Raw genomic sequence first — 26,008 nt, forward strand, 5'->3', positions numbered from 1 at the left:
CAGCTCCGATATTTTCGGAGATGATCAGGATGGAACTCCGAAAATATCGGAGTCATGAAATTAGTTCGCTGCCGGGCCTGGAAAGTCTTCTTTTTTAATACCTAATTTGGCCATTCTGGATTCAAGTGTCGTAGGCTTAAGATTTAGTAATTCTGCTGCGCCGTCGCGTCCGCGAATCCGCCCTTCTGTTTTTTTGAGAATAGATACAAGATAAGCTTTTTCTGTTTCCCGCAGATTTTGCTTCACTTCTTCAAGTGTTTGCGTATCGCTCTTGCGGGACTGCTCCGCTGTAGAACCGGGAAGGTGCTGAATTAATTGCAATTCGGAATTTCCTGCGTTGAGAATGACAGAACGCTCTATTACGTTCTCCAGCTCGCGAATATTGCCCGGCCAGTGATAAGCGAGCATTGCGTTGGTCATCGAAGCCGAGATACCTTTGAACGCTATCTGGAACTCAGCGCAAAACTTACGGGCAAAGAAGTCGATTAAAGCCACGATATCGCTTTTTCTATCTCGTAATGGCGGTAAAGTTATGGGAAATACATTCAGACGATAATACAGATCAAGCCTGAAATTGCCTTCAGCCACTTCTTTTTCGAGATTGCGGTTAGTAGCGGCCACAATACGGACATCTACTTTTTTAGGCATATTGCTGCCTATATAATTGATTTCCTTTTCCTGTAAAACACGTAATAATTTAACCTGCATTTCTGAAGGTAACTCTCCGATCTCATCCAAAAAAACAGTGCCTCCTTCCGCTTGTTCGAACCTGCCTTTTCTTTTTTCAGTAGCCCCTGTAAAAGCTCCTTTTTCATAGCCGAATAACTCTGATTCTATGAGCGTGGATGGTATAGCACTGCAATTGACTGCGATAAAAGGCTTATTTTTCCTGGATGATAGTGCATGAATTGCATGTGCTACTTTTTCTTTTCCAGTCCCGCTTTCACCAAGGAGCAAAACGGAGGTATTGTAAGGTGCTACCTGGGTGGCAAAATCTAATGCGGCCAGTAATAGCGGATGCTTTCCAATAATTCCTCCGAATTCCTGGCGACTCTGCATTTTGTCATCATCACTACCGGTCGTCATGGGTTTTATGGCAGGCGATACCCTAACCGCCAGCAGCATTTTGCCAGTAACCTCCTCCAAAGATTTCTTAAACAGTTTTAATATCGCTAAATGTTTTTGCGTATATACACCGCGCTCCCGACTACAAAAGCAATAATTTACGGTTGACCCCTGGCTGGTCACGACAGAGAAAATAAGAGAAGAGTTCATCTTAAAACTGTTATGCCATAATTTCTGCAAAGGGGTAAAAAGTGTTTTTGCGTCTGTTATTCCTTCATAACCAGGGCTATCAGTTGAAAAGTGACTGTTTTTGATGATCCCGGAAAGACTGCTGCTACTCAAACCTGCAACGGTCATTAATTCACCTTCACCAATATACTGATATTCATCAAACCCAATACGTAAATATCCGGAATCCGGAAATTGACCGGCTTCTACCGGGCTTCTACCTGAAATAATAAGATCAAACGGTATAAACACCCTTATCGCCTGCGCAACTTTTAAAAGTTTATGTCTGGCATCTGAAGTTTCATTACTAATGTCATTTAAGTGTTTTCGCAAGAGCGCCTCCTGCTGTATTCTTGAATCTAATGCGTTCCTTTGCCGGTAAGAGGCAATATCAAGCGTAACAAGCAAATCCTTTTCCCTAAATGGTTTAACCAGAAACCCATAGGGATCAGTTGCCTTGGCTTCCTCCAGTACTTTCTGATTCGAATTTGCAGATAAATAAATAAAGGCAATATTATTTTCGTTTAGCTTCATGGCCAGGTCAATACCCGACCGGTTCCCGTCTAATTGAATATCCAGAAGTACGAAATCCGGTTTCTGATTTTGCAGATGCTGATCAGCCTCTTCCGCTGAAGAAGCGATGCCGGTAATTTCGTAGCCTGCTTGCAGCAAAGTTAAACGCAGGGCATTTGCTACAACAAATTCATCTTCAACGATCAATATTTTTTTATGTATATCCATTTATCCTAACTATTAATGTTCACGACTGGTTATATTTACAATGGCGAACCGAACAGTGATGTGTACACCACTATCGTTTTCGATCTGGAAGTTCCCTTTTAATTGCTTAGATAATCCTTGAATCAGATCCAGACCCAGGGAATGAAGTGCTGTTATATCCAGACCCACCGGTAAACCAATCCCATTATCAGAAATCTTCAGCAACAAATGTTCCGGCCCATCGTGTCTCAGACTTATGCGCACGATCCCATGTTGTCTGTTAAAGAAAGCATACTTAATTGCATTGACGATACCCTCTGTAAGGATTAGCCCCAGGGGGAGAACCTGCGATATATCAAGCTCTGCCAGTTCTATCGACTGTTCAAAAACGATGAGGTTACTTGTATCGAAACTTCCATGCAGGTATTGTACCAGATCCCTGATATATTCCGGCATGGAAATGGTGGTCGTAAGCTTGTCCTGGTAGAGTCTCTGGTGGATGATGGACATCGCCTGTATACGTCGCAAGCTATCTTTAATTGCCTGTATGGCTGCACCGTCTTCCAAATAAACGGATTGGGAATATAGCAGGCTGGTGACCATCTGAAGGTTGTTTTTAACCCGGTGCTGCACTTCTTTAATTAACCATTCTTTTTCTTTCAACAGTCTTTCCTGATCACTACTCAGCCTCTCTATAAATTTGTTTTTCTGGTCAAGTTCCCGCTGCTGCGCCTGTAATGAACATTTATAACTTAACGTGTTTCGTGAAATTTTAAATAGAAGAAAGCCAATGATGAGCAAAAATGCGCCCCATGCACGCATCATGTCTCTTTTTTTATTAGCGTTCCATACCATGATCTGCTCTAATTGTCCTTTAGTGATGTTAAGCCTATGTTGAGCAAAGATTGATGATCCGCTATTTTTAGGCTGTCCATGTGCTTCGGTCATACATACCAGCATAAAGAAGACGATTCGGAAAAGTGGCGCAATTTCTTTTTGAGTGATGCTATGAGACTTAATTTTCATAGCGGATTTCTGCAAATATCGCCAGCTGAGCCAGATTGTAATCTTAAGTAACGAATATACCGAATATTCGCTTATAAAAAACAGATGACGGTGAAGCATCTTACTTATTGCCGTAAAGCCCATCAGGTTCGGAAGTTAAATTTAACGGAATATACATAGGGTTGAAAAGAACAATCATTTGAAGCTATCCTGAAAATCAGGGCCATGGCAATATGTTTCAATAAATCACTATGTGCCATAGCATCGTGTATGCTTAGATCAAACCTAATAATCATAACATTTTCATAATCCATAACTTTTATAAGTTGAATTATAACTGTTATCAGCATGATCATTCGACTATGGGTTAGGTTGGGTATCAACAAAAGGCAGCGCTTAACTTATCATAAAATTGATACCACTTACTATATAAATGGTATTCCAATCTCTTGTGATCAACTTAATTTAGACCGGAAGCTTTACTATTCCTTAAATGACTCCTAGTTTAAATTTAGCCTGTTGATTACCGGAATTTTATTCATGAAAATAAAAAAAATATGAAAATAGCTAGAAACAATGATGCATGTCGGGTTCGTTACAGGACTCAAGCGATCGGCAGCCTGGATTTATTTTACCGGGAAGCGGGAGATCCTGGCAATCCTACAATCTTATTACTTCACGGGTTTCCGTCATCATCCCACATGTTCCGCAACCTGATCGAACTGCTTTCCGATGAATATCATTTAATCGCGCCTGACTATCCCGGTTTTGGCTATAGCGATTGCCCTGACCCTTCGGCATTTGACTACTCCTTTGACTATCTCGCAGAGATTATGGAGCAGTTCATCGATGCTTTAAAGCTTCAGCATATGAGCTTTTATATGCAGGATTACGGAGGCCCGGTAGGTTTCAGGATCATAAAAAAAAGACCTGAACTGGTCAGAAATCTGATTATTCAAAATGCCAATATATTTTTAGAAGGCCTTGGGCCTGATGTGCTTAAGATTGGTAAGATGACAAATGCGCAGGATTTCGCAGGCCTTGATGCGGCAATTGAGTTTATGATGTCGCTGGAGGGCATAAAGTCACAATATGTTTCCGGCACCTTATATACAGAACGCATCAATCCTGATAGCTATCATATGGATCATTATTTTTTCGGGCAGCCAGGCAAAAAGGCCATTCAAAAGATTCTTTTCAACAACTATAGCAGCAATTTCCCCAGATATCCGGAATGGCAGGCATATCTCCGGGAACAACAGCCGCCTGTGCTGATCACTTGGGGGAAAAATGATACTATTTTTCCCGGTGATGGTGCCTTGGCTTATCAGAAGGAGCTGCCAGATGCCGAAATCCATTTATTTGACGGAGGACATTTTTTATTAGAAGAATATGGAATTGAAGTAGCTCAACTGATCCGCTCTTTTATGCAGAAGAATGCCGGCGAATAAGATAGATAGTTTTAAAGTTTATCCACTGAAGACTTGCTCTTGGACTTTGTTATACCGTGCTAATTATCTATGTATCAATTTAATAATAACATGTATAATTAGCGTGATATACAGAAACATTAGAGAGCATTTACATTTGAATACCACTAGTAATGACCAGTTATGGGGTGGAATTTATCCTTACATCTTAATCATTTAATCAATAAAAATCATGAAGAATCAGACTTCTTACCACTTTATCGACATCAATGGTGTCAACATTTTTTATCGGGAAGCAGGCCCGAAAGATGCGCCTACACTTGTATTACTGCACGGTTATCCGGCATCGTCTTTTATGTTCAGGAACCTGATCAACCAGTTATCGGACAAGTATCATTTGATCGCAGCAGATTACCCCGGGTACGGCCGGAGTGAACAGCCACCTATCGCGGAATTTGAGTATACATTTGATAATTATTCGATAATAATTGAAGAGTTGCTAAGCAAGTTAAATATTACCAAATACAGCTTGTATCTGATGGATTACGGCGCACCTGTGGGCTGGCGTATTGCTTCGAAACATCCTGAAAGGATCGATACGCTTATTGTGCAAAATGGTTGTGCCTATGAAGAAGGACTGGAAACTTTTTGGGACCCGTTTAAAGTTTACTGGGCAGACCATAATAATAAAGAGGCCGAACATACCTTGAGTACTTTTCACAATCCGGATGGCTTGAAATGGCAGTATACGCATGGTGTTCCTGACCCTTCAGTCATCAGCCCCGACAACTGGGAGATAGATCTTAGACACCTTGAAAGACCAGAAAACGGACAGATACAACTGGACATGTTTTATGATTACGGTACTAACCCTCCCAAATATCCAGAGTGGCAGCAGTACTTTCGCGACCATAACCCTGAAATGCTGATTGTCTACGGGAAAAACGATTATATCTTTCCGGTAAGTGGTGCTGAAGCTTATAAGAAAGATGTCAAAAATCTGGAATATCATTTATTTGACGCCGGTCACTTTGCTCTGGAAAGCCATGGCGATGAGATCGCTGAGACGATTAAGGATTTCCTGGATCGTAAGGTTAAACAATAGCACATCTTTATTAGAAGACTCGCTTGAAAGCATTCTCCTGCAAACTGCAGGGGAGCTTTAAATCAATAAGTTGTGCAATGAGATGTTAAAATAATTGCAAAACAAAATGCCTGGGAACGGCGCCCTGGGGCAATCCATACACGATAACAGATTACATACATTAAAAAATACAAAAATGAGAAAGCTAATTTTATCATCCATCATTTCCCTGACTTCATTATATGCTTTTTCTCAAAAGCCAAGTCCGGCATTGCTAAATCCGGGCAATCATTTGCTGGTTATGGTTGACTACCAAAGTCAAATGGCTTTCGCGACCAATAATATTCCCATTGAACTCCTGCGCAGTAATACGGCAATTGTTGCGGGTGCTTCAAAGATCTTCAATATACCTACTATAGTAACGACTGTTGCGGCAAAATCATTCAGCGGACCGGTATTCCCGGAAGTAACAGATAGCTATCCCCAGGCCACATCGACCTTTCTTGACAGAACCACTATGAATAGCTGGGAGGATGCAAATGTATATAAGGCAATTACAGGGAAGGCTAAGAAAACAATAGTTTTAGGAGGATTATGGACAAGTGTGTGTATCGTAGGCCCGGCATTATCTGCTATCAGTGAAGGGTATAACGTTTACTTTATTACAGATGCTTGTGGTGATGTATCTAAAGAAGCGCACGATCAGGCAGTCACCAGAATGGTGCAGGCAGGTGCCCACCCAATTACTGCTATGCAATATTTGCTTGAGCTGCAACGTGATTGGGCCAGATCAGAAACTTATAAAGCCACGACTGAGCTGGTTAAAAAATACGGCGGCGCTTACGGTATAGGTATTCAATATGGACAGGAAATGATTAAACACTAACACAAAGACTAATAGGTAACCTCATGAAGTTAAGCGTAATTACAATCATCGTATTACTTGCTTTTACCAGCGTACTTGATGCCCAGGAAAAAGCCGATCTGATCATCATAAACGGCAAGTTTCTCACTCTTGACGATCAGTATCCTACAGCGGAGGCGATCGCCATTACTGGTAACAAGATTCTCGCCCTCGGGAACAACCGGCAGATGCTTCGCTTCAAACACGGCGGATCACGACTGATTGATGCTAAAGGTAAAACGGTGGTTCCGGGTATTTATGATTCGCACCTTCATGTGATAAGAGGGGGGAGATTTTTTAATACAGAGCTGCGTTGGGATGGCGTAAAAACACTGAAACGTGCGCTGGCGATGCTCAAAGAACAGGCTGAACGGACGCCAGAAGGACAATGGGTAAGGGTGGTAGGCGGATGGACCGAGTACCAGTTCGAGGAAAAGCGCCTGCCTACCTTAGCCGAGATAAATGAAGCAACAGGACAGACCCCCACCTTCATTCTTTATTTGTATGGCCAGGCCTATTTGAATAAGGCGGGCATCGAAAAACTGGGCATTACAGGCGATACGCCAAATCCTGACGGCGGCCTTATTCAAAAAGACGCGTCCGGCCAGCCCACCGGACTTTTGATTGCAGAACCTAATGCTTTTATTTTGTATTCAACTTTATCAAAATTGCCGGAGCTAAGTCCAGAGGAAAAAATCAATTCTACTAAACTCTTCATGTCTGAGCTGAACTCACTTGGAGTCACCAGTGTGATGGACGCAGGCGGAGGCTTTCAGAATTTTCCTGATGATTATGGCATTACTGACCTGTTAGCTAAAAAAGGTGAACTGACCGTCAGGCTACCTTATTATCTTTTTGCGCAGAAACCGGGTACAGAACTGGAAGATTATATTAAGTGGATCAGTATGGTCGAGATCACGGAACATCGTGGGAATGCCGATAAAAATATCGAAACAACTGAATATAATGTTCAGGGGGGCGGAGAAAACCTGGTCTCTTCAGCCGGCGATTTTGAAAACTTTATCAAGCCTCGCCCGGAACTCCCGGCAGTAATGGAAACACAATTGAAAACAGTCATAACAGAACTTGTTAAACATCGCTGGCCATTCCGTTTACATGCTACCTATAACGAAAGTATCAGCCGTTTTTTGAATGTGATCGAACAAGTCAATGAAGAAACACCGTTAAATGGTCTTACTTGGTTTTTTGACCATGCGGAGACGGTCAGCGACGAAAATCTCGACCGGATCAAGTTACTTGATGGGGGAGTCGCGATTCAGGACCGTATGGCATTCCAGGCGGAAACTTTTATTTCAAGATATGGGAAAAAAGCCGCGCTTAATACTCCTCCTGTACGCAGGATGATGGAAAAGAAAATCAGGGTTGGCGGCGGAACTGACGGAACGAGGGTCTCCAGCTATAACCCATGGATCGGCATCTACCAGTTTGTCAGTGGAAAATCTGTAGGGGGGACTGAATTTGCTGCAAAGGAAAACCGCCTTGACAGGATGGAGGCGCTTAAATTATACACTCTGGGCAGTGCATCTCTCATCCATCAGGAAAAGGACAGGGGAATGCTTAAAAAGGGTTATCTGGCCGATCTGGTAATCCTTTCGGAAGACTATCTAAATGTGTACGAAACTAAAATTAAAAATATCCGTTCAGAGCTGACTATTTTAAATGGCAAGGTAGTATACGGTTTTGGTGAATATAAACAATACGCATCTGATATGCCAAAGGCGATGCCCTCCTGGAGCCCGGTAAATTTTTACGGAGGCTACCCTCATAATTAATTCTTTTGAGTGCGTTAATTTGAGATAACTTGTTCCAGTTAAGGTTTCACTTCTTATGTGTCAAGTAGTTGTACCTGAACGTTAGGGACTTCAATAGGGAATCTTAAAGCAATGGTCAGTCCCTCATAATTTTCTACTGAGAAAGTCCCCTTAAGCTGCGCCGTCAAACCTTTTAAAAGTGTAATTCCGAGTGTAGTTGTATTTGCAAAACTAAAATCGGCGGGTAATCCTACTCCATTATCGCTGATCTGCATCTCTATAGACGTTCCTGTTTTTTTAACAAGAACGCTAATCTTTCCTGCCTGATTATCCGGAAATGCGTACTTCATTGCATTGGTTACAATTTCATTTAAAATTATACCTACTGGAATAGCCTGGGAAACATCGAGAGAGATGTCATCGATGGCCCACTCCAGGGTGATATTGTTCTCCTTTTGATTTAAGGAGCCGTTCAATGATTGAATCAATTCATTGAAATATGTGGAAAGGTTGATCTCTGTAATGCGCTCAGTTTTGTATAATTGATCATGAATAAGTGCAATCGACCGAACCCGATTCTGACTTTCCAAAATGGCCTGTTGCGCTCCTTCGTTTGACATATATACGGATTGTGATTGCAGCAGGTTCATGACAATCTGCAGGTTGTTTTTAACTCTGTGGTTAACCTCTTTTAAAAGCAGGTCTTTTTCAAAGAGTAGTCTATCTTTGTCCTGTAAAAGCTGACTCTTGTCTGAAACAAGGCGCTGAAGAGAAATATTTTGCTGGTCAATCTCTGATTTCTGTTTCAATAAAAGTGCATTACTGCGTTGTTTTAATCGGTAGCGGCTATAGAGTAGTGCCGTTATAATGAATAAGAGAATGCTTCCTGAAATTATTGCCTTCTGAAACAATTGAGTGCGCTTTAATTGACTGTTTTTTAGTTCTGCCTGTTTTTTTAGCGTCTCGATATCATTGTTTCGCTGTTCTGTTTCATTCTCAATATGCAGAAGGGACACCTGGTAAGCTTTTGTCACATTATCTATAGAATCCTTGATTTTCTGGGCAAGAAGGTGATGGTCGATTGCTGACCTGAAATTCCCCCTGACAGAGTCAAGTTCATAATAACGTTGTTCTGTCTTCAGTATGCCTGAGGCCGAATTGATCCGCTTTACGATTTCAGCATAACGGTCGTTATAATATTGAGCAGATGCATATTGTTTGGTGCGTAAATAATATTGAGCTAAAACGCCATAAGTGCCCCGTACCTGATCATAGTTTTCAGGTGAAATTTTTGTTAATAAAATTCTGACTTGTTTGGTGTAACGTTCGGCTGTTTTGTATTTCCCTGCATAAGTAAGATTATAAATAAAACCGTTCGTCACATCAATACTGTCCAGAACATTCTGTGCATGATTTTGTATTTGGTTAAGTAATATGAGCGCTTTGCCAAGCCTTTGAGTCCGGGTGTAGGCTGTGGCTAACACCATAGAAACTGTTCCAACGTAATCCTGATTGTTGTGACGTTTAGCAATTTCTAAGGCAAGCAATGAATAGGGAATAGCGCGGCTGAAATCATTCATGTTATTACAGGTTACAGCCATTGTATAATATATACTGCAAAGTTGCAATGTCTTGTCCTGAACCTCTTTTGCTGTTTTAATCGCTAATAAATTAAATTTTATAGCATTTGGAAAGTCGCCCATCTCATTCGAAGTTCTGCCAAGCAGCCAGTATACCCTATGAACTTGTTTATAACCTATTGACTTTGCGACGTTCAATGCTTCGAAGAGTACTCTTACCGCATCTGTTTTTCGTTCTGCCAGTAACAGCAGTTCTGCATAGTCTTTTAACAATGAACTTAGCCGGAATAAGAGCCGTTCCTTCTTAAATATAGCGATGGCGATGCTATCATAGGATATTCTTTTAAGGAGCCCATCCGTAGTATAAATGTCAAAATGGTTACCCATTAAAATATGACTTTCTGCTACTCCGCGACTATTTTTTACTTTTCTTGAATACTTAAGTACTTGCTGAGCGAGTCGGAAACCTTCATCGGTCTTTCCTTTTTTATTAATACAGAGCGCATAAAGAATCATTGCGTCGATGGTTCCATCATTGTATTTCAATTTTTGACTCAGTTTTTTGGCATCATTTGCCAAACTGAGCGCTGAATCAGCCTGTTTGTTTCCACTGCCCGATTTAAGGATCATAGCTCTTCCCAATGCGAGTTCAATGTGGATCCTATCAGTATCACCCTTACTCAATGCTAACCGGTTTTTCAGTTCAGGTAAGGATAATTCTTCCAGATAACTGTCCTGCGCGAGCGTTGGTATAGTGATAAGTAGCAAGAAAAGGCATAAGAACGCATTTTTCATTATGTATAGAAATTACATGCTAAAACTTTATAGTTTATGTCCGATAAAGATAATATATAATAAGAAATTAAAAGTAAAATCATATTCAACTACGAAATGTTGCCATCATACTGGCCCCTCATTCCTGGCATTTTAGAAATTTCAAAGCATGGTACTGCTCCAGTGCTGGTATTTGAAAATATGAACCGGAAATTCTTAATTACTTCCTTTCTCTATTTTTTGCAAGTTCGGGCTGTTAATTCCTTCAAACTTATATTTTTTAAAATCCTCAGAATCCAGCGGAAGCAGGTGAAATTCTTTTAGTTCAGCAAATTCTATAACAAGTTCTTTCGCTTGAACGTTAACTACATGTCCCCCGGATTTCCTGTTTTTAGCTAAAAAATGGAAGTGCAGGCCAACAATATTTATTCCCGATAGATATCCTGGAATGTAAAATCCGATCATATCACCGTCTGTTTCTTTTAACTCAAAGAATCTTTGCTCAGAGAGCAGTTGAGCAAGAGGTTTATATGGCTTTTGCCGGATTGGTGGAAAAGCCCTTGTGCGGATATTTAAAAATGTTCCCTTGATACAGATGGCATAAATTGCATTAGGATCAGGCAGGAGCTTATCTATCCTGGCAAATAGATCTTTGAGGTCTTGAACGTCTGATAAGTAACTTATTGTGTCTGCCCTGAAGGTTGTCACGAATGCGAAGGGTGTCATAAGAACTTTTGAGGCTTCGATAGTTTGTCCTTTCGCATTACTCTGATAAGCCTTTCCGTCCACGATAGTCAGTTCTCCATCAATGTAATTTGGCGCACCGATGCCGAAGTTTCCCTGCTGCGTCAATCGATCTATAGATAATTGTCCTTCGTAGAGCCCATCGATAAAGGCGCTGGCTACGCCATACTGAAAGAGTCCTGGTTTAGCGTTATGCATCAACTCTCGTTTATCCTGCTTTATCTCGCTAGTTTCAGACCGGTAAGGCAATTGCCCTAACAACTCAGCATGAACAAATAGAAAGAATGCGAAGAATACCAGCCTGTTTTTCATTTGGTAAAATACGGAAATAGATTTTATGCTGCAATGTCCTGCTTATATCAGAAAGCTGATAATAGTTATTGAATGAGTGATGACTCAATTTGTTCGGCCTTGAATAAATTTGGTAGTGAAAAATTACTTCAAATCTAAAGCTAATAATTAGAAATTATGATGATGAAAAAGATTGCCATTTATGGCTTTGGACGGATTGGCAGGCAATTCTTAAGAATCGCGCTAGACAACAGTTTATTCACCCCTCATGCAGTGGCAGACGTGAAAGACGTCAAAACACTTGGTGCATTGTTCTCTGTAGATACCAATTATGGACGCTGGCATGGAACTGTAGCTGTTTCAGACACTGCCTTCATCTTAAATGAAAATGAAATTTCTTACATCGATTCTTCCAAAGGCATACCCAATTGGGGTGAAATGGGGGTTGACCTGGTTGTGGATTGCTCTGGCAGGGCTACGAAGAGGGAAGGTGCGCAAGCTCATATTGATCAGGGAGTCAGATATGTATTGGTCAGTGCACCGAGCAAGTCACTGGCGGATTGCGACGCTGTTCTGTTAAAGGGTATAAATCTGGATCATTTCGATCCTGCTGCGCATCACATAATCAGTATGGGCAGTTGCACAACAAATGCGCTAGCTGCTCCAATTAAGGTAATCCGTGAGGCTTTTGGTATAGAATATGGTCTTTTTTCCACTGTGCACTCCTACACCAACTCTCAGTCGCTAACGGACCAGCCTATGCCCGATCTGCGGGATTCCTGGGCAGCAGCAGAAAATATCATCCCTTCTTCGTCAGGTGCCGCGAAAGCCTTGCAATTTATATGGAGCGATTTAAAAGTTACGGGTAAAGCATATCGTGTTCCTACAAGAACAGGCAGCATAGCAGAGCTGAATCTGGTCACTACAAGATCTTGTACGGTAGAGGAGGTAAACGATGCTTTTCGCAGAGCCGCATCCGGATCAGATTTGGCAGGGGTGTTGGATGTACTGGAGGATCAATGGTCATCAGCAAGAATAGTCGCAGATCCGCACTCTTCTATAATCGACATGAATTTAACAGCCAAACAGGGAGATCTTTTGTCAATTGCTACCTGGTATGATAACGAATGGGGTTTTAGCAACCGTCTGGCCGAAGTGGCTCAATATATTGCTGCGAGGATTTAGACCTGATGTCTGGTTCTCCGTAGGAGAATCATCCTATTTGAAGGATATATCACGGGATTATGTAATTCATATTCACTGGCACCAGTTAGAACTCGTGCCAGTGAATATGACCTACTTAGCTAAGTAGGTCATGCCTCCATCAACAAGAAGTTCCGAGCCAAGCAAAAAAGAAGAATCTTCAGAAGCAAGGAAAACTGCTGTTTTACCAATATCTGATGGCTGCCCGATCCTGCCTATCGGCATTACACCTGCAAACTGTGTTTTTACAGCTTCGATATGTTCCGCAGGAACGAACTTATCAAATGCAGGTGTGTCTGTAGTACCCGGAGTGATTACATTTACCCGGATCTTTCTTTCCAGCAAATCGTTTGAAAAGCTTTTCGCTAAAAAAATCACGGCAGCCTTTGCAGCGCCATAAAGCCCAAAGGATGGATATGCCCGATGTGCAGCATTTGACCCGATAAGAATTATAGACCCTCCGTCATTCATATAAGGCAGCGCTTTTTGCACGGTGAAGTATACGCTTTTGAGGTTAAGATCCATGGTCTTGTCGTAATCAGCTTCGTTCACATCTGCTACAGTTCCGGTTGTTCCTGCACCGGCATTGGCTACCAGTACATCTATTTTGCCGAATTTTTTAGCTGTATCTTTAAATACCCTTTCTAAATCGGTAAGGTTAGTTACATCGGCATTGATGGCTATAAAATCATTGCCAAGCTGAGCAACTGAATCTTCTAAAGTCTGATGATTTCTGCCAATAATAGCTCCGGCAGCACCTTCATTTTTAAATGCTTCGGCAATACCAAATCCAATACCGCTATTGCCGCCTGTAATTACGGCTACTTTGTTTTTTAATTTACTCATGATCCTTTTTAATGTTAACCCAAAGATGCACCTGCGCGACGAACTGGATCTTATGATAAGTCATTAAATACACTTGATAAAGATCAATTTATTTTAAGGAGTTCTTCCTGATCCGACTCAAGGTTTCAGGGGTTAAACCCAGGTAGGAAGCAATTAAATTTTGCGGGAACCGCTGTATAAAGTGCGGATAATCGTTAACGAGTTCTTGAAAGCGTTCTTCGCCAGTTTGACTGATGGAAGACTGCATTCTTTTCTGGGCAGCTATGGTATAATTTTGACTAAGCACGTTTTGCATCGCTGAAAAGGCAGGAATGGGCTTTATGAATTCCTCTACCAGGCTGTGGGTTATCTGTAATATCTCCATATCCTCCAGCGCTTCTATGTTAAAGCGGCTTGGTGTCAATTTGTAAAAACTTTCAAAATCGGCCAGCCACCAGTTTTCTACACTTAATTTTAATATATGGTCATGTCCTTTTTCATCTACCGTAAACGTCTTTGCAGCCCCTTTCACTATGAATCCAGTATATTTACATACATCCCCTTCCTGCAAAAAGTATTGTCGCCTCCGGATTTTTTTGGGTTTGAAATGCGTAATAAATACTTGCTGATCATCTGCTGAAAGCGTTTTGCCGGAAAGCTTTTGAACGTAATCGAACAGTGCTTGATAGTTATGCATTTTTAAGGTTCTTAAGTAGAATCTTCAAAAATAAAACTTTCAACTTATTTTTGCCGCTTTTTTAGCTATTGAAACTTGTTCTTATTCAGTTGTGGAAAAAACAGTTGATCAAAGCGTTGAAATTTCGCGCGCTCCGCTCGTAGGTTGGATATTCTCAGGTCATATTTAGTACCGTCCGAGGGGGAAAGGCTTCATTTAATAATTTCCAAGATTGCGGAAACCTCCATTTTGAACGCAACATAGACTATTTTATAAAGTCCATTAACTGATTGAGTCTTTATTTATAATTTCAATTCAAAAATGAATAATTCCAGACCTTATTCTTCCTGTTTTATAGAATTTGGTAACATCAATAAAAATGGTAAAGCTTTTGAATAATCCAAATCAGGATATTCTAAACCTAAAACCCTGATATTATTGTAGTAGGTCTCATGTTGCATATAGTAGTATTTCTCGGATTGGATAAACCAGGCTTTATACCCTAGTTTCTGTGCCAGAAACCATTTTTCGAACAAACGGGCACTTCTTCCATTTCCATCATTCCAGGGATGAATCTTTACAAATACAAGATGGAGTAAACTGGCAAAGAAGAAAGTTTCTGAAATAGTCAATTCAGTATCCAGCAATATTTCCAGATCGGCGTATAGTTTATCCATTAAGAATGGTACGTCAAAAGGTGTTGCTGCTACATATTCAATCCGTCCATCTTTAGTGGTAACAAACATATTCTGATTCCGAAACTGGCCCAGCCAATTGTTAGATACAATATGTTTTGCTAAAAGGGTATGCATCTCTGCAAAGCTTTCTTTTCCTGGTCTGTTTTCTGAAGCAAATTGATATGCCAGGTACAGATCATCAATTTTACGGGTATAATCAGGTTGAAATTCAATATGAAAACGCTTGTGCTTGATATAAGAATCCAATTCTATGGTTTCGCCTTCAATTTTACTGGAATACACCGAGGCTACTGAAGTGTAGAAGCTGAATTCGGTGGTAGAAAGTTCAGCATCTTCTAATTGGTTAAATGCAATTGATAAGGACTCGTCGAAAACAACCATTTTATATTGCTCAAGCAGATCCTGGGGTACTATTTGTAAATCTATTTCAGCCATTGTTCCCTTTGTAAATTACAAGATAAACAAAAAAGCCTGCTAATCGTATGATTGCAGGCTTTTTGTCAATTCAGCGGAGGAAGAGGGATTCGAACCCTCGGTACCGTTGCCAGTACGACAGTTTAGCAAACTGTTCCTTTCGGCCACTCAGGCATCCCTCCGTTATTTCAAATTGTTACCCGTTTTTCGGGATTGCAAATATAGTAATTCAATCTTATTTGCAAAATAAAATTTACACACTTTGTAAGTAATCTATGCGCACATGATAGATGCTCATAAGCATTGTCTTGAAAATCAGTTTGATAGTTTCTAAATCTTTTAACGTTAAATCGCAATTATCTAATTGATTTTGTTCCAATTTATAGTTAATGATGCGTTCAACCAGGTCATTTATGTTTTGAGCATCCGGATTTTTGATACTTCTTGAGGCTGCTTCTACTGAATCTGCGAGCATTAATACACCTGTTTCCTTAGAAAATGGAATAGGACCAGGATAACGGAAGATGTTTTCGTCTACAAATTTCTCCGGTGAGTTTTTTAAGAAGGACTGGTAGAAAAAGTCTACGCGGGTATTCCCATGGTGTGTTCTGATGAAGTCGATCACACTTTCGGGTAACTGATGTCTCCTGGTAATTTCAATGCCCTTATGAACGTGTTTAATGATAATCTGTGCACTCTGCTCGTAAGGCAGTTTATCATGCGGACTCAGCGACGTATTCTGATTCTCGATAAAATACTGTGGGTTCTCGATCTTGCCAATATCATGGTAAAGCGCGCCGGCTCTCACCAGCAATGAATTCCCACCAATCTTAAAGATCGCAGCTTCGGCAAGATTGGCTACCTGCAGTGAATGCTGGAAGGTTCCGGGAGCCTTGAAGGCAAGCTCTCTGAGCAGTTTATTATTGGTATTGGTTAGTTCAATCAGTGCCACATCAGAAGTGATTCCAAATACCCTTTCAAATGCATAGATCAGCGGATAAGCAAGTAATGACAGCAGTACACTGATCGTAAATGGTACAAAATTCATCCACTCAATTTCTTTAAACGAACCTTCGCGTAACAAGCCTATACCTAAGAAACAGATAAAATAGGCAGTTAATATAAACAAGGCAGAAAGGAGCAATTGTTCTCTTTTAACCAGGTTCCTGATACTGTAGATGGCTACCATCCCTGCAGATGTCTGATAGAACACAAATTCAAAACTGTTGGGTACAAAAAAACCGGCAATTAAAATTACCAGTAAATGCAGGTATAGGGCCAGCCTGGTATCAAATAAGATCCTGATGATAATAGGAACGATACAGAAGGGGATATAATAAAGACTTGGCAGGTTCAGTTTGATGGCCCAGGTTAAAGTGAGCAGCATCATGGTAATCACAATCAGTAACAGGGATAATTGTCGGTTATCGGCAAAGATATCCTTTCTGAACATGTAGAGGAAGACCATAAGCAGACTCAGGATAAAACCCACCAATAAAATCTGCCCTAAATAAACCAGTTTACTGTCGCCTATCGTTTTTGTCTGCGCCTCATAAGTCTCTTTGAACGACTGTAGCTTTTGATAAACCTCATCGTCAATCATATTATTTCGGGCAATAATCAGCTCACCTTTCTGCACCATACCGCGTGTGGTAGAAAGGCTGCTGATCGTATTATTCTGCACTATGGCAGTCATTTTCTCATCAAAAACAATGTTAGGCTGTAAATGATCTTCCACCAGGTTCATCACCACTTCTTTTACTTTCAGGTTGGTGGAGGTAAAGGTCGTATTGAAGAAATCCAGTGCAGACTGTACAGTATATACATCCTGTGTACTGATCGTTTTGGAAATGTTATTGTTTAATAAGGAGATGTCGTAGAACTTTTTATCTTTCTGATGTTTTGGATCCAGTGCGATAATTCCTTTTTCGTATATCAGTTTCAGCAATCGCAGCGAGTTGTTTCTCGTCTGCAGTTTTTCATCCTCAGGGAAATTGTTACCTCTCCATTTAACGTCAAATTCATTCAGATAAGCTTCTTCGATATTACTGTATAACTCGGCATCATACCGGTAGATAGGCAATACGTTCTCCAGGGCTTCTGCTTTATCGGTGCTAACCTGTGGATTGGTTTTTAAGATGGCAAAACTGAAAGGCGAAACGAGATCTTTACTTAGCCATACTTTTCCCTTCTGAAACTCATACCTGAAGCGGGGCTGCTTAGGTAAAAACAGGGTAATGATAAATACGGTGAGGAGCATCATAATATATTTGATATTAGATGAATACTTCCTGTAAAGTATTTTATGAGAGTTCTTATTGATTTTAGCCAAAATAATGAAGATTGATATTATTCAAGGATAATTTTTACAGACGGACTGGCTCAAATAACAGCAGCAAGCCATCAATAATGGTAAAAGTACGCAATATCACAAAGAAACGGGAGCGATTTGTTTAATTCACCTTCAGCACATAAATATTGTTTAACAATTTTAAATGTATCTCTGTCTTTATTTTTAATTTTAGCCAAAATTTAACCATGCAGCAAAGTGTCCTGATAATAGATGATGAGAAAAAATTATGCAGCCTGCTGGCGAGAATAATTGAACTGGAGGGATTCACTGTTTTTCAGGCGAATACAGGCAAAGAAGGCCTGAAGACCCTTGCTGCACAGGATATTTTTGTCGTGATCAGTGATGTAAAACTCCCGGACGTAAACGGGGTAGAGCTGGTGAAAGAGATCAAACAGCTCAAACCTTATGTGGAAGTGATCAACCTGACCGCTTTCGGAACAATTCAGGATGGTGTCAAAGCGATGAGGAATGGCGCGTTCGATTATATTACGAAGGGTGATGATAATGATAAGATTATTCCATTGGTGTATAAGGCAATGGATAAGGCTGTTTTACAATACCGTGTGTATGAGCTGGAAAGCAAAATCCAGAAGCAATATGATTTTACGGCTATCTTGGGAGAGTCTAAGGCTATCTTGCAATCGGTAGACCTGGCCCGGAAGGTGGCACCTACAGATACCACGGTGCTTTTACTGGGGGAAACGGGAACGGGTAAAGAAGTTTTTGCGCAGGCAATCCATTATGAAAGTCTGCGTAAGTCGAAACCTTTTGTAGCATTAAATTGCAGCGGCTTTAACCCTGATCTGTTGGAAAGCGAGTTATTTGGTTATAAACAAGGAGCATTTACAGGCGCGCAGAAAGATAAAAAAGGACTGATGCAGGAAGCAAATGAAGGGACACTTTTTCTGGATGAAATTGGGGAGATGAACCTTGACCTGCAGGCAAAATTACTTAGGGTGCTGGAAAATCAGACTTTCATTAAGGTCGGGGATACCCAGAAAACCAAAGTAAATGTGCGGATTGTGGCTGCAACGAACCGCGACCTGCAAAAGGAAGCCGAAGAAGGACGTTTCAGGCTGGACCTGTTTTACCGTTTGTCTGTTTTTTCTATTGAACTTCCTTCTTTAAATGAGCGCAAGGCGGATATCCTGCTGATCGCTAAACATTATCTGAAGCAATTTGCGAATAAGGTGAATAAGCCGGCCATGACGATGGATGCAGAATTTATCTCCCTTTTACAGCAGCACAGCTGGAAGGGGAATATCAGGGAGCTCAAAAATGTCATTGAAAGGGTAGTGATACTGGCAGACGGAAACGTATTGAATGCAGCTTTGCTTCCTTATGAATTTCATCAGGATATGCGGGCGGGCGACAATATGAAGATGGAAACTGTAGAGCGAATGCATATCATAAAAGTATTAAAGTATACGGGTAACAATAAGACAGAAACATCCAGGTTACTGGGAATAGGACTGACCACTTTATACCGTAAACTGGAAGAATATCATATCTCTTAAATTGGACTGATTCTATACTAGGTTTTTGAACCTTTGAAGGCGCCTAATTTCAAACAAAAGCCCGAAATTAGGTGTTAGAAAAGCGATATTCAAGAATTTATGATAGAAAATAAGTCACAGGAAGAGCAGGGGATAAAGGGGAATTCGCGTCGCGATTTCTTAAAGAAATCTTCTGTAATTACAGCTATAGCACTTACGCCTGCAGCAGCTGTAAAGGCATCTGACCTTAAGTTGGACGAGAGATTCTCGGATGCATTAGAGCAGCAGTCGCTCAGCATTGAAATTAATGGTCAGCAACATGAGCTGAAAGTCGAGCCCAGACTTACATTACTTGATTTATTAAGGGAGCGCTTAAAACTGACGGGTACCAAAAAAGGTTGCGATCAGGGTCAGTGTGGTGCCTGCACGGTACATATTGACGGGGTAAGGACTAATTCCTGCCTTACGCTTGCCATCATGCATGATGGCGCCAAAATCACTACCATTGAGGGCTTGTCAAATGGAACCCGGTTGCATCCGATGCAGGAAGCTTTCATCAAACATGATGGTTTTCAATGTGGTTACTGTACACCAGGACAAATCATGTCTGCCGTAGCCTGCATCAATGAAGGACATGCCAATTCAGAAACTGAAATCAGGGAGTTTATGAGCGGCAATATCTGCCGATGCGGTGCTTATGCCAATATTGTAAACGCTATTCAGGAAGTTAAAGCAGGAGGAAAAATATGAACAATTTCCAGTATACGAGAGTAAAGAGTCCTGCAACAGCTATTACAGAGCTGTCAAAGAATCCTGCAGCTAAATTGCTGGCAGGCGGAACAAACCTGATCGACCTGATGAAATACGGCGTCATGTCGCCAGACAAACTGGTAGATATTAACCGTCTCGAATTCAGCGATATCAAAAGAGGACAAGGAACATTACATATAGGTTCAATGGTGAGAAATAGTGTGGCAGCTGCGGATGCGACAGTGCTGGAGTATCAGCCATTGTTATCACAGGCCATGTTAGCGGGTGCTTCTGCCCAGTTAAGGAACAAGGCTTCTATGGGCGGCAATTTATTGCAGCGTACCAGGTGTCCGTATTTTTATGACATCACCGCGGACTGTAACAAAAGAGCGCCCGGAACAGGATGCAGTGCACTGGAAGGTTTCAACCGCATGCATGCGATATTTGGTGCAAGCTCTTCTTGTATCGCTGTGAATCCGAGTGATATGAATGTAGCCCTGGTGGCGCTTGATGCCGTAGTACAGGTATCGGGTCCAAAAGGCAACAGAAGTATCATGATGGCAGATTTCCACCGCTTACCGGGAACGCATCCTGAACTGGACAGCACGCTGGATAAAAAAGAAATCATCACAGGAATCGTCATTCCTGATAATGCCTTTGCGAAGCATACAACTTATCTGAAAGTGCGGGACCGTGCCTCTTATGCTTTTGCATTGATCTCTGTAGCGGCGGCACTGGAGATGGACGGTTCAACGATTAAGGATTTGCGATTAGCAATGGGCGGTGTGGCACATAAACCATGGCGACTAACGGAGGCGGAGAACTTTTTGAAAGGTAAAACGGCTTCTGTAGCAAATTTCAAACTAGCTGCGGAATTAGCAATGAAAGGGGCTAAATCTTATGGTCATAATGACTTTAAGCTCAAACTAGCGCCAAACTCAATTATCCAGGCATTAAAAACAGCTTCAGGCGTAAAAGCATAAATTATGGCAAAGAAATATTTAGACAATGCTGATATGGCCAGAGCAATCAGCAGGGTAGACGGAAGAGCGAAAGTGATGGGGGCCGCCAAATATGCTGCAGAAGTACAATTGCCGGATCTGACTTATGCTGTACTGGTAGAAAGCAGCATCGGGCAGGGTACGATTACCAGCCTGGATACTAAAAAAGCAGAATGGGCACCGGGCGTAATCTCGGTTATCTCACATTTAAATACGCCGGGTGTGCCGGAATATAAACTGGAAAACCAGGACGTGATCCAGAAACAGCTGCGGGTTTTTGATGACGCTAATATCTATTTTAATGGTCAGCCTATAGCGGTTGTCATCGCAGATACACTGGAAAGAGCACAATATGGTGCGTCACTGGTCAAGGCGACTTACAAAAAAGAAAATCACCTGACTAACCTGGAGTCAAACTTATCAAGGGCTGCAGTGCCTAAAAAGGCGAAGGCAGATCCTAAAGGTTTTACGTCAGATTTCATCCGCGGTAAAGCGGGTGCCTATAAAGACGCAGCAGTACAGGTAGAAGAAGAATATATTCAGCCATCTGAGGTACACCACCCGATGGAACTGCACTCCATCATTGCGAACTGGGAAGCAGCGGATAAACTGACGCTGGTAGATAAAACGCAGGGATCTCAGCAAACTGCTGCCAGTATCTCGAAGTCTTTCCAGTTGCCTGTCGAAAATGTAAAAGTACTGGCTACCTATGTAGGAGGTGCTTTTGGTTCTGCTTTACGCGTATGGCCGCATGAGATTGTAGCTATTCTTGCTGCGAAGAAGGTACAGAAACCGGTCAAACTGGTACTGAGCAGAAACCAGATGTCATACATGGTAGGTTACCGTCCGCATACCTTGCAGAAGGTGGCACTGGGTGCATCGAAGGATGGTAAACTGGTAGGGATCTCGCATGAGTCTTACGGAAAAACGTCTATGTATGAAGAGTTTACGGAGAACGTGCTGCAGATGACCCGAATGATGTATGATGTGCCCAATATTGATACAAAATACAGGATTGTCCCATTGAATGTAAGCACGCCTGCGCCGATGCGTGGTCCGGGAGAAGCCACAGGTTCTTTTGCGCTGGAATGTGCAATGGATGAACTTTCTTATAAGCTGAATATTGATCCGGTTGAACTCCGACTGATTAATTATGCTGCAGAAGATCCTGATAAAAAAATGGCCTGGTCAAGCAACTACCTGAAAGAATGTTATCGACTGGGTGCTGAAAAAATCGGATGGAACAAGCGTAAAGCTGAAGCAGGAACGGTACAGGACGGAGAATGGAAAGTGGGATATGGCGTAGCGACAGGTACTTTTGGTGCTTTCAGGAGTGCTGCGACAGTTAAAGCTACTTATAAAGCAGATGGCTCGCTTTTATTACAGTCGGCCATTGCCGATATCGGTCCGGGTACAGCGACAGCCATGACAGCTATTGCTGCGGAAAATCTGGGTATCCCTCCGGAAAAAATCGTTTTTCAGCTGGGTAATTCAACTTTCCCTAAAGCACCTATGCAGGGCGGATCAAACTCACTGGCGACTGTTGGATCTGCTACGGTAGCGGTATGTACCAACCTGAAAGTGGAGCTTGCGAAATTGGCTGCGCAGCAAAAATCAGGATGGAATAATGCTGTACCAGACCATGTAAAGATCAGCGGTGCAGACCTGGTCAACAGTGATGAGACAAGTGCGAAGGTAAGCCTAGCCTCCCTGTTTAGTCAGTCCGGGCAATTGGAAATGGTAATTAGCGGCAGTGCGGCACAGGGTGATGAAAAAAACAAGTATTCGTTTTATTCTTATTCTGTCCATTTTATTGAAGCGCATGTGCATGAATTAACAGGTGTGGTACGTATTAAAAATGCGGTATCTGTAGTGGATTGCGGCACAGTAGTGAGTCCGAAGACAGCCAGGAGTCAGCTCATGGGCGGTATCGTTGGTGGTATCGGCATGGCTTTAATGGAAGAGGCAGTGATAGACGACAGGACAGGACGTACGGTAAACGCGAGTTTTGGCGATTACCATGTACCTGTAAATGCAGATATCCCTCAAATGGAAATGTTATTTGTAAACGAACGTGATGAACATCTGAACCCGATGGGTTCGAAAGGATTGGGGGAAGTAGTGATTATCGGTGTGGCTCCGGCAGTAGCCAATGCAGTATACAACGCAACGGGTATCCGTGTGAGGCATTTGCCAATTACACCTGATAAACTGATATAATGAAGTGCTGTGGTGATCATCGATAGTTATCAGATGATCCCGAAAGGTGATTAAATGATTTAGCGTCCTGTGTTTCTTCACGGGACGCTTTTTTATTATCTTCGGATCTTAATTATTGTAAATGGATAGTCTTCAGGAATCATATGCCTACCCGATCGGGAAATGCAAATTAGAGGCAAATTACACACCGAAATTGGTTTCCAAATGGATAGGGGCTATAGCTTCTGTTACTTTGCTGTTGGATCATTGTATTGAAAATTTGGATGAGACACAGCTGAATACACCCTACAGGGATGGTGGATGGACAGTGAACCAGGTGATTCATCATATTGCAGATAGTCATATGAACGCTTATATAAGAACGAAACTGGCCTTAACAGAAGACCGGCCTGCTATTAAGCCTTATGAAGAGAAATTATGGGCAGAATTACCTGATGTGACGGATGTACCGGTGAATGTATCTGTTACATTAATCCATGCCCTGCACCGGCGATGGGTTTCCCTTTTAAGTCAGCTTACTGAAGAGGACTGGAAGAAGGAATATTATCACCCTGCAGATCAGAATTATGTACCGCTCTGGCAAATGGTTAATCTCTATAGCTGGCATGGCAGGCATCATGTGGAGCAGATCATGTCACTACGCAAACGGATGAACTGGTAAGGCCATGAACCTCGTTTCAGCAGTAGACCATCACTTCGCTTAAAGGCGGTGCTCTTCCGTCTTTTCTTTAGGTGCTGGTGTAAAACTCTGTATTTGCGGATATATCAGCAATTTGGTTTGCGACTCAAAGACCTGTTCCAGCTTGCGGTGAATATTGGTCAGCGCTGGCATAAAAGAGGGCTCCATATCACGGTCTACCACAAAAATCATAAAATCATCAGGATTGATGACATCTTTGAGCAGCTTCCAGTCTTTCCATACTTCCTCCTGATGAAACTTAAAAATTACACTGGATTTATGTTGTTCCAGGTAATGTTCAATTAGTGATTTTGTGGTTTCATCGCAATAACAATCTATGCCGAGACTGAGCTCTCCGCCTAGTCTGCAAACCTTTGTCAGCCATACCTGCATAGTTTTCTCAGTAGAGAATGATGGGGTACAAACCAGCTTGATGCATTTATGGGTAGTAATGGGTTTGTTTAATTGGAGGATAAATAAGTTGGCGGGCGATTTTTCAATGAGTATGGTCGACTTATCTCCCATAAACTTATCAAATACGGTAACTTTTCTTGGCCAGCCGGTAATAATAATATTCGCCAGTTTTTCTTTGGCAATACGCATTACACCACTGGGTACATTGTAATCTAATGTGGCGGTGACTTCCAGATTGGTGCCGTTACCGGAAGCATACATTACTGTTTCGTTCAGTTTTTTACGTGCAATGAGCAGGTTTGCCTGTGCATTATCAGAATCGGGAACCACGGATAACAAGTGGATAGGATGATCAGAATTTTTATCTTTAAATAGTACAGCGAGATCCAGCATCGCAGCCATATTATTAAAATCCGCAATCGGGATCAGGATATTCTCCATATCTGCTTCCACTTTCAGGGGATCAGTTTCTTCGGCGGCAACAATCCTGCGACTTGCTTTTTCAGTAGCGAATGAAGCGGCCACACAGGTGATCAGGATCAGGATAATTGTGCCGTTCAGGATATTGTCGTCAATAATCCTGGCCTTATAACCTACTAAAATAATGGCCAGCGTTGCAGCCGCATGTGCACTGCTCAATCCGAAAATAAGCAAACGCTGATTTTTGGTATATTTAAAGATCCACTGGGTAAAGGTTGCAGACAGGTATTTTCCAAGAATCGCGACAATAGTCAGGGATCCCGCAATAATCAATGCGTCCGGCCCTTTAAATAAAACGCGGAGGTCTACCAGCATCCCCACGCTGATCAGGAAAAAAGGAATAAATAAGGCATTGCCTACAAATTCGATTCTGTTCATCAGAATGGAAGAATGGGGGATCAGTTTGTTCAGCGCCAGGCCTGCGACGAACGCGCCGATAATCGGCTCTATTCCCGCCAGCTGCGCCATAAAGGCGGAAAAGAAGACTACGGAGAGCACAAAGATATAATGAGAAGTTTTCTCACTTTCCAGTTTGGTAAAAAACCATTTAGCGATCTTCGGAATAATAATAAATACCGTTGCGGTAAAAATGCTGAGCGAAATGGCCAGCTGAATCCAGAAGGTACTGTTGAGTTGCCCGTCTACCGAACCCATAATTACCGCCAGTATAATCAGTACTGCTGTGTCTGTCAGGATAGTTCCACCCACAGCCACAGCTACCGCTTCATTTTTAGCGATGCCAAATTTGTTGACGATAGGATAAGCTACAAGTGTATGCGTTGCAAACATACTGGCTGTGAGGATAGAGGTCAGTAAAGAGTAATCCAGCAGATAATAACACACCGGGAAACCGATGATGATCGGCACAATAAAGGTCAGGAACCCAAATACAAAACTCTTATGTTTTTTCTTTTTAAACTCAGCCAGATCCAGCTCTATTCCTGCGATAAACATGATATAGAGCAGTCCTATAGTAGAAAAGAGTTCAATGGCAGAGTTTTTCTTGAGGATGTTAAAGCCATTCGGGCCAATCAGGATCCCGGCAATAATAAAACCTACAATACCCGGGATTTTAATCTTTCCCAGTAAAATGGGGGCAATTAAAATAATAAACAGGATCAGCGAAAAAATCAGGACCGGGTTAGTAAAGGGGAGGTCGAATTGTCTGGAAAGATGATCAAAAAAATTCGTGTGCATAATAT

The 26,008-nt window shown here is 41.8% G+C and carries 19 protein-coding genes and 1 tRNA gene; 10 read left to right on the forward strand and 10 right to left on the reverse strand.

Going from position 1 to position 26,008, the window contains the following annotated elements; translation table 11 throughout:
* Positions 1-60 precede the first annotated feature (60 nt).
* Both OQX62_RS13635 and OQX62_RS13640 read right to left on the reverse strand, forming a co-directional pair.
* Entirely contained in the window at positions 61-2,034 is a 1,974-nt protein-coding gene (locus OQX62_RS13635; protein ID WP_265832088.1) for a sigma 54-interacting transcriptional regulator, read from the reverse strand.
* Between the two features lie 12 nt (positions 2,035-2,046).
* Positions 2,047-3,039: a sensor histidine kinase gene (locus OQX62_RS13640; protein ID WP_265832089.1), complete on the reverse strand. Its 993-nt coding sequence runs from the start codon at positions 3,037-3,039 to the stop codon at positions 2,047-2,049.
* Positions 3,040-3,575: 536 nt separating this feature from the next.
* On the opposite strand from OQX62_RS13640, the gene OQX62_RS13645 reads away from it, so the two are divergent.
* The 4 genes from OQX62_RS13645 (at position 3,576) to OQX62_RS13660 (ending at position 8,229) form a co-directional block, all read left to right on the forward strand.
* The gene (locus OQX62_RS13645) at positions 3,576-4,469 is read left to right on the forward strand and encodes an alpha/beta fold hydrolase (protein WP_265832090.1); all 894 of its coding nucleotides are present in this window, start codon (positions 3,576-3,578) and stop codon (positions 4,467-4,469) included.
* 211 nt (positions 4,470-4,680) lie between these two features.
* Positions 4,681-5,553: an alpha/beta fold hydrolase gene (locus OQX62_RS13650; RefSeq protein WP_265832091.1), complete on the forward strand. Its 873-nt coding sequence runs from the start codon at positions 4,681-4,683 to the stop codon at positions 5,551-5,553.
* A 175-nt stretch (positions 5,554-5,728) separates the two neighbouring features.
* On the forward strand, positions 5,729-6,418 hold the full coding sequence (locus tag OQX62_RS13655; RefSeq protein WP_265832092.1) for a hydrolase: 690 nt from the start codon (positions 5,729-5,731) through the stop codon (positions 6,416-6,418).
* 23 nt (positions 6,419-6,441) lie between these two features.
* Entirely contained in the window at positions 6,442-8,229 is a 1,788-nt protein-coding gene (locus OQX62_RS13660; RefSeq protein WP_265832093.1) for an amidohydrolase, read from the forward strand.
* Positions 8,230-8,282: 53 nt separating this feature from the next.
* Here OQX62_RS13660 and OQX62_RS13665 read toward each other — a convergent pair whose 3' ends face one another.
* Both OQX62_RS13665 and OQX62_RS13670 read right to left on the reverse strand, forming a co-directional pair.
* On the reverse strand, positions 8,283-10,583 hold the full coding sequence (locus tag OQX62_RS13665) for a sensor histidine kinase (protein WP_265832094.1): 2,301 nt from the start codon (positions 10,581-10,583) through the stop codon (positions 8,283-8,285).
* Positions 10,584-10,778: 195 nt separating this feature from the next.
* Positions 10,779-11,618: an acetolactate decarboxylase gene (locus OQX62_RS13670; RefSeq protein WP_265832095.1), complete on the reverse strand. Its 840-nt coding sequence runs from the start codon at positions 11,616-11,618 to the stop codon at positions 10,779-10,781.
* A gap of 156 nt (positions 11,619-11,774) precedes the next feature.
* Between OQX62_RS13670 and OQX62_RS13675 the strand changes: the two genes are divergently transcribed.
* Positions 11,775-12,782 carry a type I glyceraldehyde-3-phosphate dehydrogenase gene (locus OQX62_RS13675; protein ID WP_265832096.1) on the forward strand — a complete coding sequence of 336 codons (1,008 nt, stop codon included), beginning with the start codon at positions 11,775-11,777 and terminating at the stop codon, positions 12,780-12,782.
* Between the two features lie 111 nt (positions 12,783-12,893).
* Here OQX62_RS13675 and OQX62_RS13680 read toward each other — a convergent pair whose 3' ends face one another.
* The 5 genes from OQX62_RS13680 to OQX62_RS13700 all read right to left on the reverse strand — a co-directional run bounded on the left by OQX62_RS13680 (position 12,894) and on the right by OQX62_RS13700 (position 17,673).
* Positions 12,894-13,646: an SDR family NAD(P)-dependent oxidoreductase gene (locus tag OQX62_RS13680; RefSeq protein ID WP_265832097.1), complete on the reverse strand. Its 753-nt coding sequence runs from the start codon at positions 13,644-13,646 to the stop codon at positions 12,894-12,896.
* An 88-nt stretch (positions 13,647-13,734) separates the two neighbouring features.
* Positions 13,735-14,322, reverse strand: coding sequence for a Crp/Fnr family transcriptional regulator (locus tag OQX62_RS13685; RefSeq protein ID WP_265832098.1), 588 nt, complete (start codon positions 14,320-14,322; stop codon positions 13,735-13,737).
* Between the two features lie 317 nt (positions 14,323-14,639).
* Entirely contained in the window at positions 14,640-15,434 is a 795-nt protein-coding gene (locus tag OQX62_RS13690; RefSeq protein WP_265832099.1) for a Fic family protein, read from the reverse strand.
* A gap of 74 nt (positions 15,435-15,508) precedes the next feature.
* Positions 15,509-15,595 (reverse strand) — tRNA-Ser (locus OQX62_RS13695).
* A gap of 71 nt (positions 15,596-15,666) precedes the next feature.
* Positions 15,667-17,673 carry an HD family phosphohydrolase gene (locus OQX62_RS13700; protein WP_265832178.1) on the reverse strand — a complete coding sequence of 669 codons (2,007 nt, stop codon included), beginning with the start codon at positions 17,671-17,673 and terminating at the stop codon, positions 15,667-15,669.
* 278 nt (positions 17,674-17,951) lie between these two features.
* Between OQX62_RS13700 and OQX62_RS13705 the strand changes: the two genes are divergently transcribed.
* From OQX62_RS13705 to OQX62_RS13725, 5 genes are all read left to right on the forward strand, one after another.
* A complete protein-coding gene (locus OQX62_RS13705; protein ID WP_265832100.1) occupies positions 17,952-19,283 on the forward strand; it encodes a sigma-54-dependent transcriptional regulator in 1,332 nt (443 codons plus the stop codon).
* 99 nt (positions 19,284-19,382) lie between these two features.
* Complete coding sequence (locus tag OQX62_RS13710) at positions 19,383-20,012, forward strand: (2Fe-2S)-binding protein (RefSeq protein ID WP_265832101.1); 630 nt, start codon at positions 19,383-19,385, stop codon at positions 20,010-20,012.
* On the forward strand, positions 20,009-20,995 hold the full coding sequence (locus OQX62_RS13715) for an FAD binding domain-containing protein (RefSeq protein ID WP_265832102.1): 987 nt from the start codon (positions 20,009-20,011) through the stop codon (positions 20,993-20,995). Before OQX62_RS13710 ends, OQX62_RS13715 begins: the two co-directional genes overlap by 4 nt.
* 3 nt (positions 20,996-20,998) lie before the next feature.
* A complete protein-coding gene (locus OQX62_RS13720; RefSeq protein WP_265832103.1) occupies positions 20,999-23,233 on the forward strand; it encodes a xanthine dehydrogenase family protein molybdopterin-binding subunit in 2,235 nt (744 codons plus the stop codon).
* 121 nt (positions 23,234-23,354) lie between these two features.
* Positions 23,355-23,894 carry a YfiT family bacillithiol transferase gene (locus OQX62_RS13725; protein WP_265832104.1) on the forward strand — a complete coding sequence of 180 codons (540 nt, stop codon included), beginning with the start codon at positions 23,355-23,357 and terminating at the stop codon, positions 23,892-23,894.
* 39 nt (positions 23,895-23,933) lie between these two features.
* Here OQX62_RS13725 and OQX62_RS13730 read toward each other — a convergent pair whose 3' ends face one another.
* A complete protein-coding gene (locus OQX62_RS13730) occupies positions 23,934-26,003 on the reverse strand; it encodes a cation:proton antiporter (protein ID WP_265832105.1) in 2,070 nt (689 codons plus the stop codon).
* Between the last annotated feature and the right edge of the window lie 5 nt (positions 26,004-26,008).

Origin of the sequence: Pedobacter sp. MR2016-24 (assembly GCF_026239655.1) — a bacterium.
Taxonomy (GTDB): domain Bacteria; phylum Bacteroidota; class Bacteroidia; order Sphingobacteriales; family Sphingobacteriaceae; genus Pedobacter.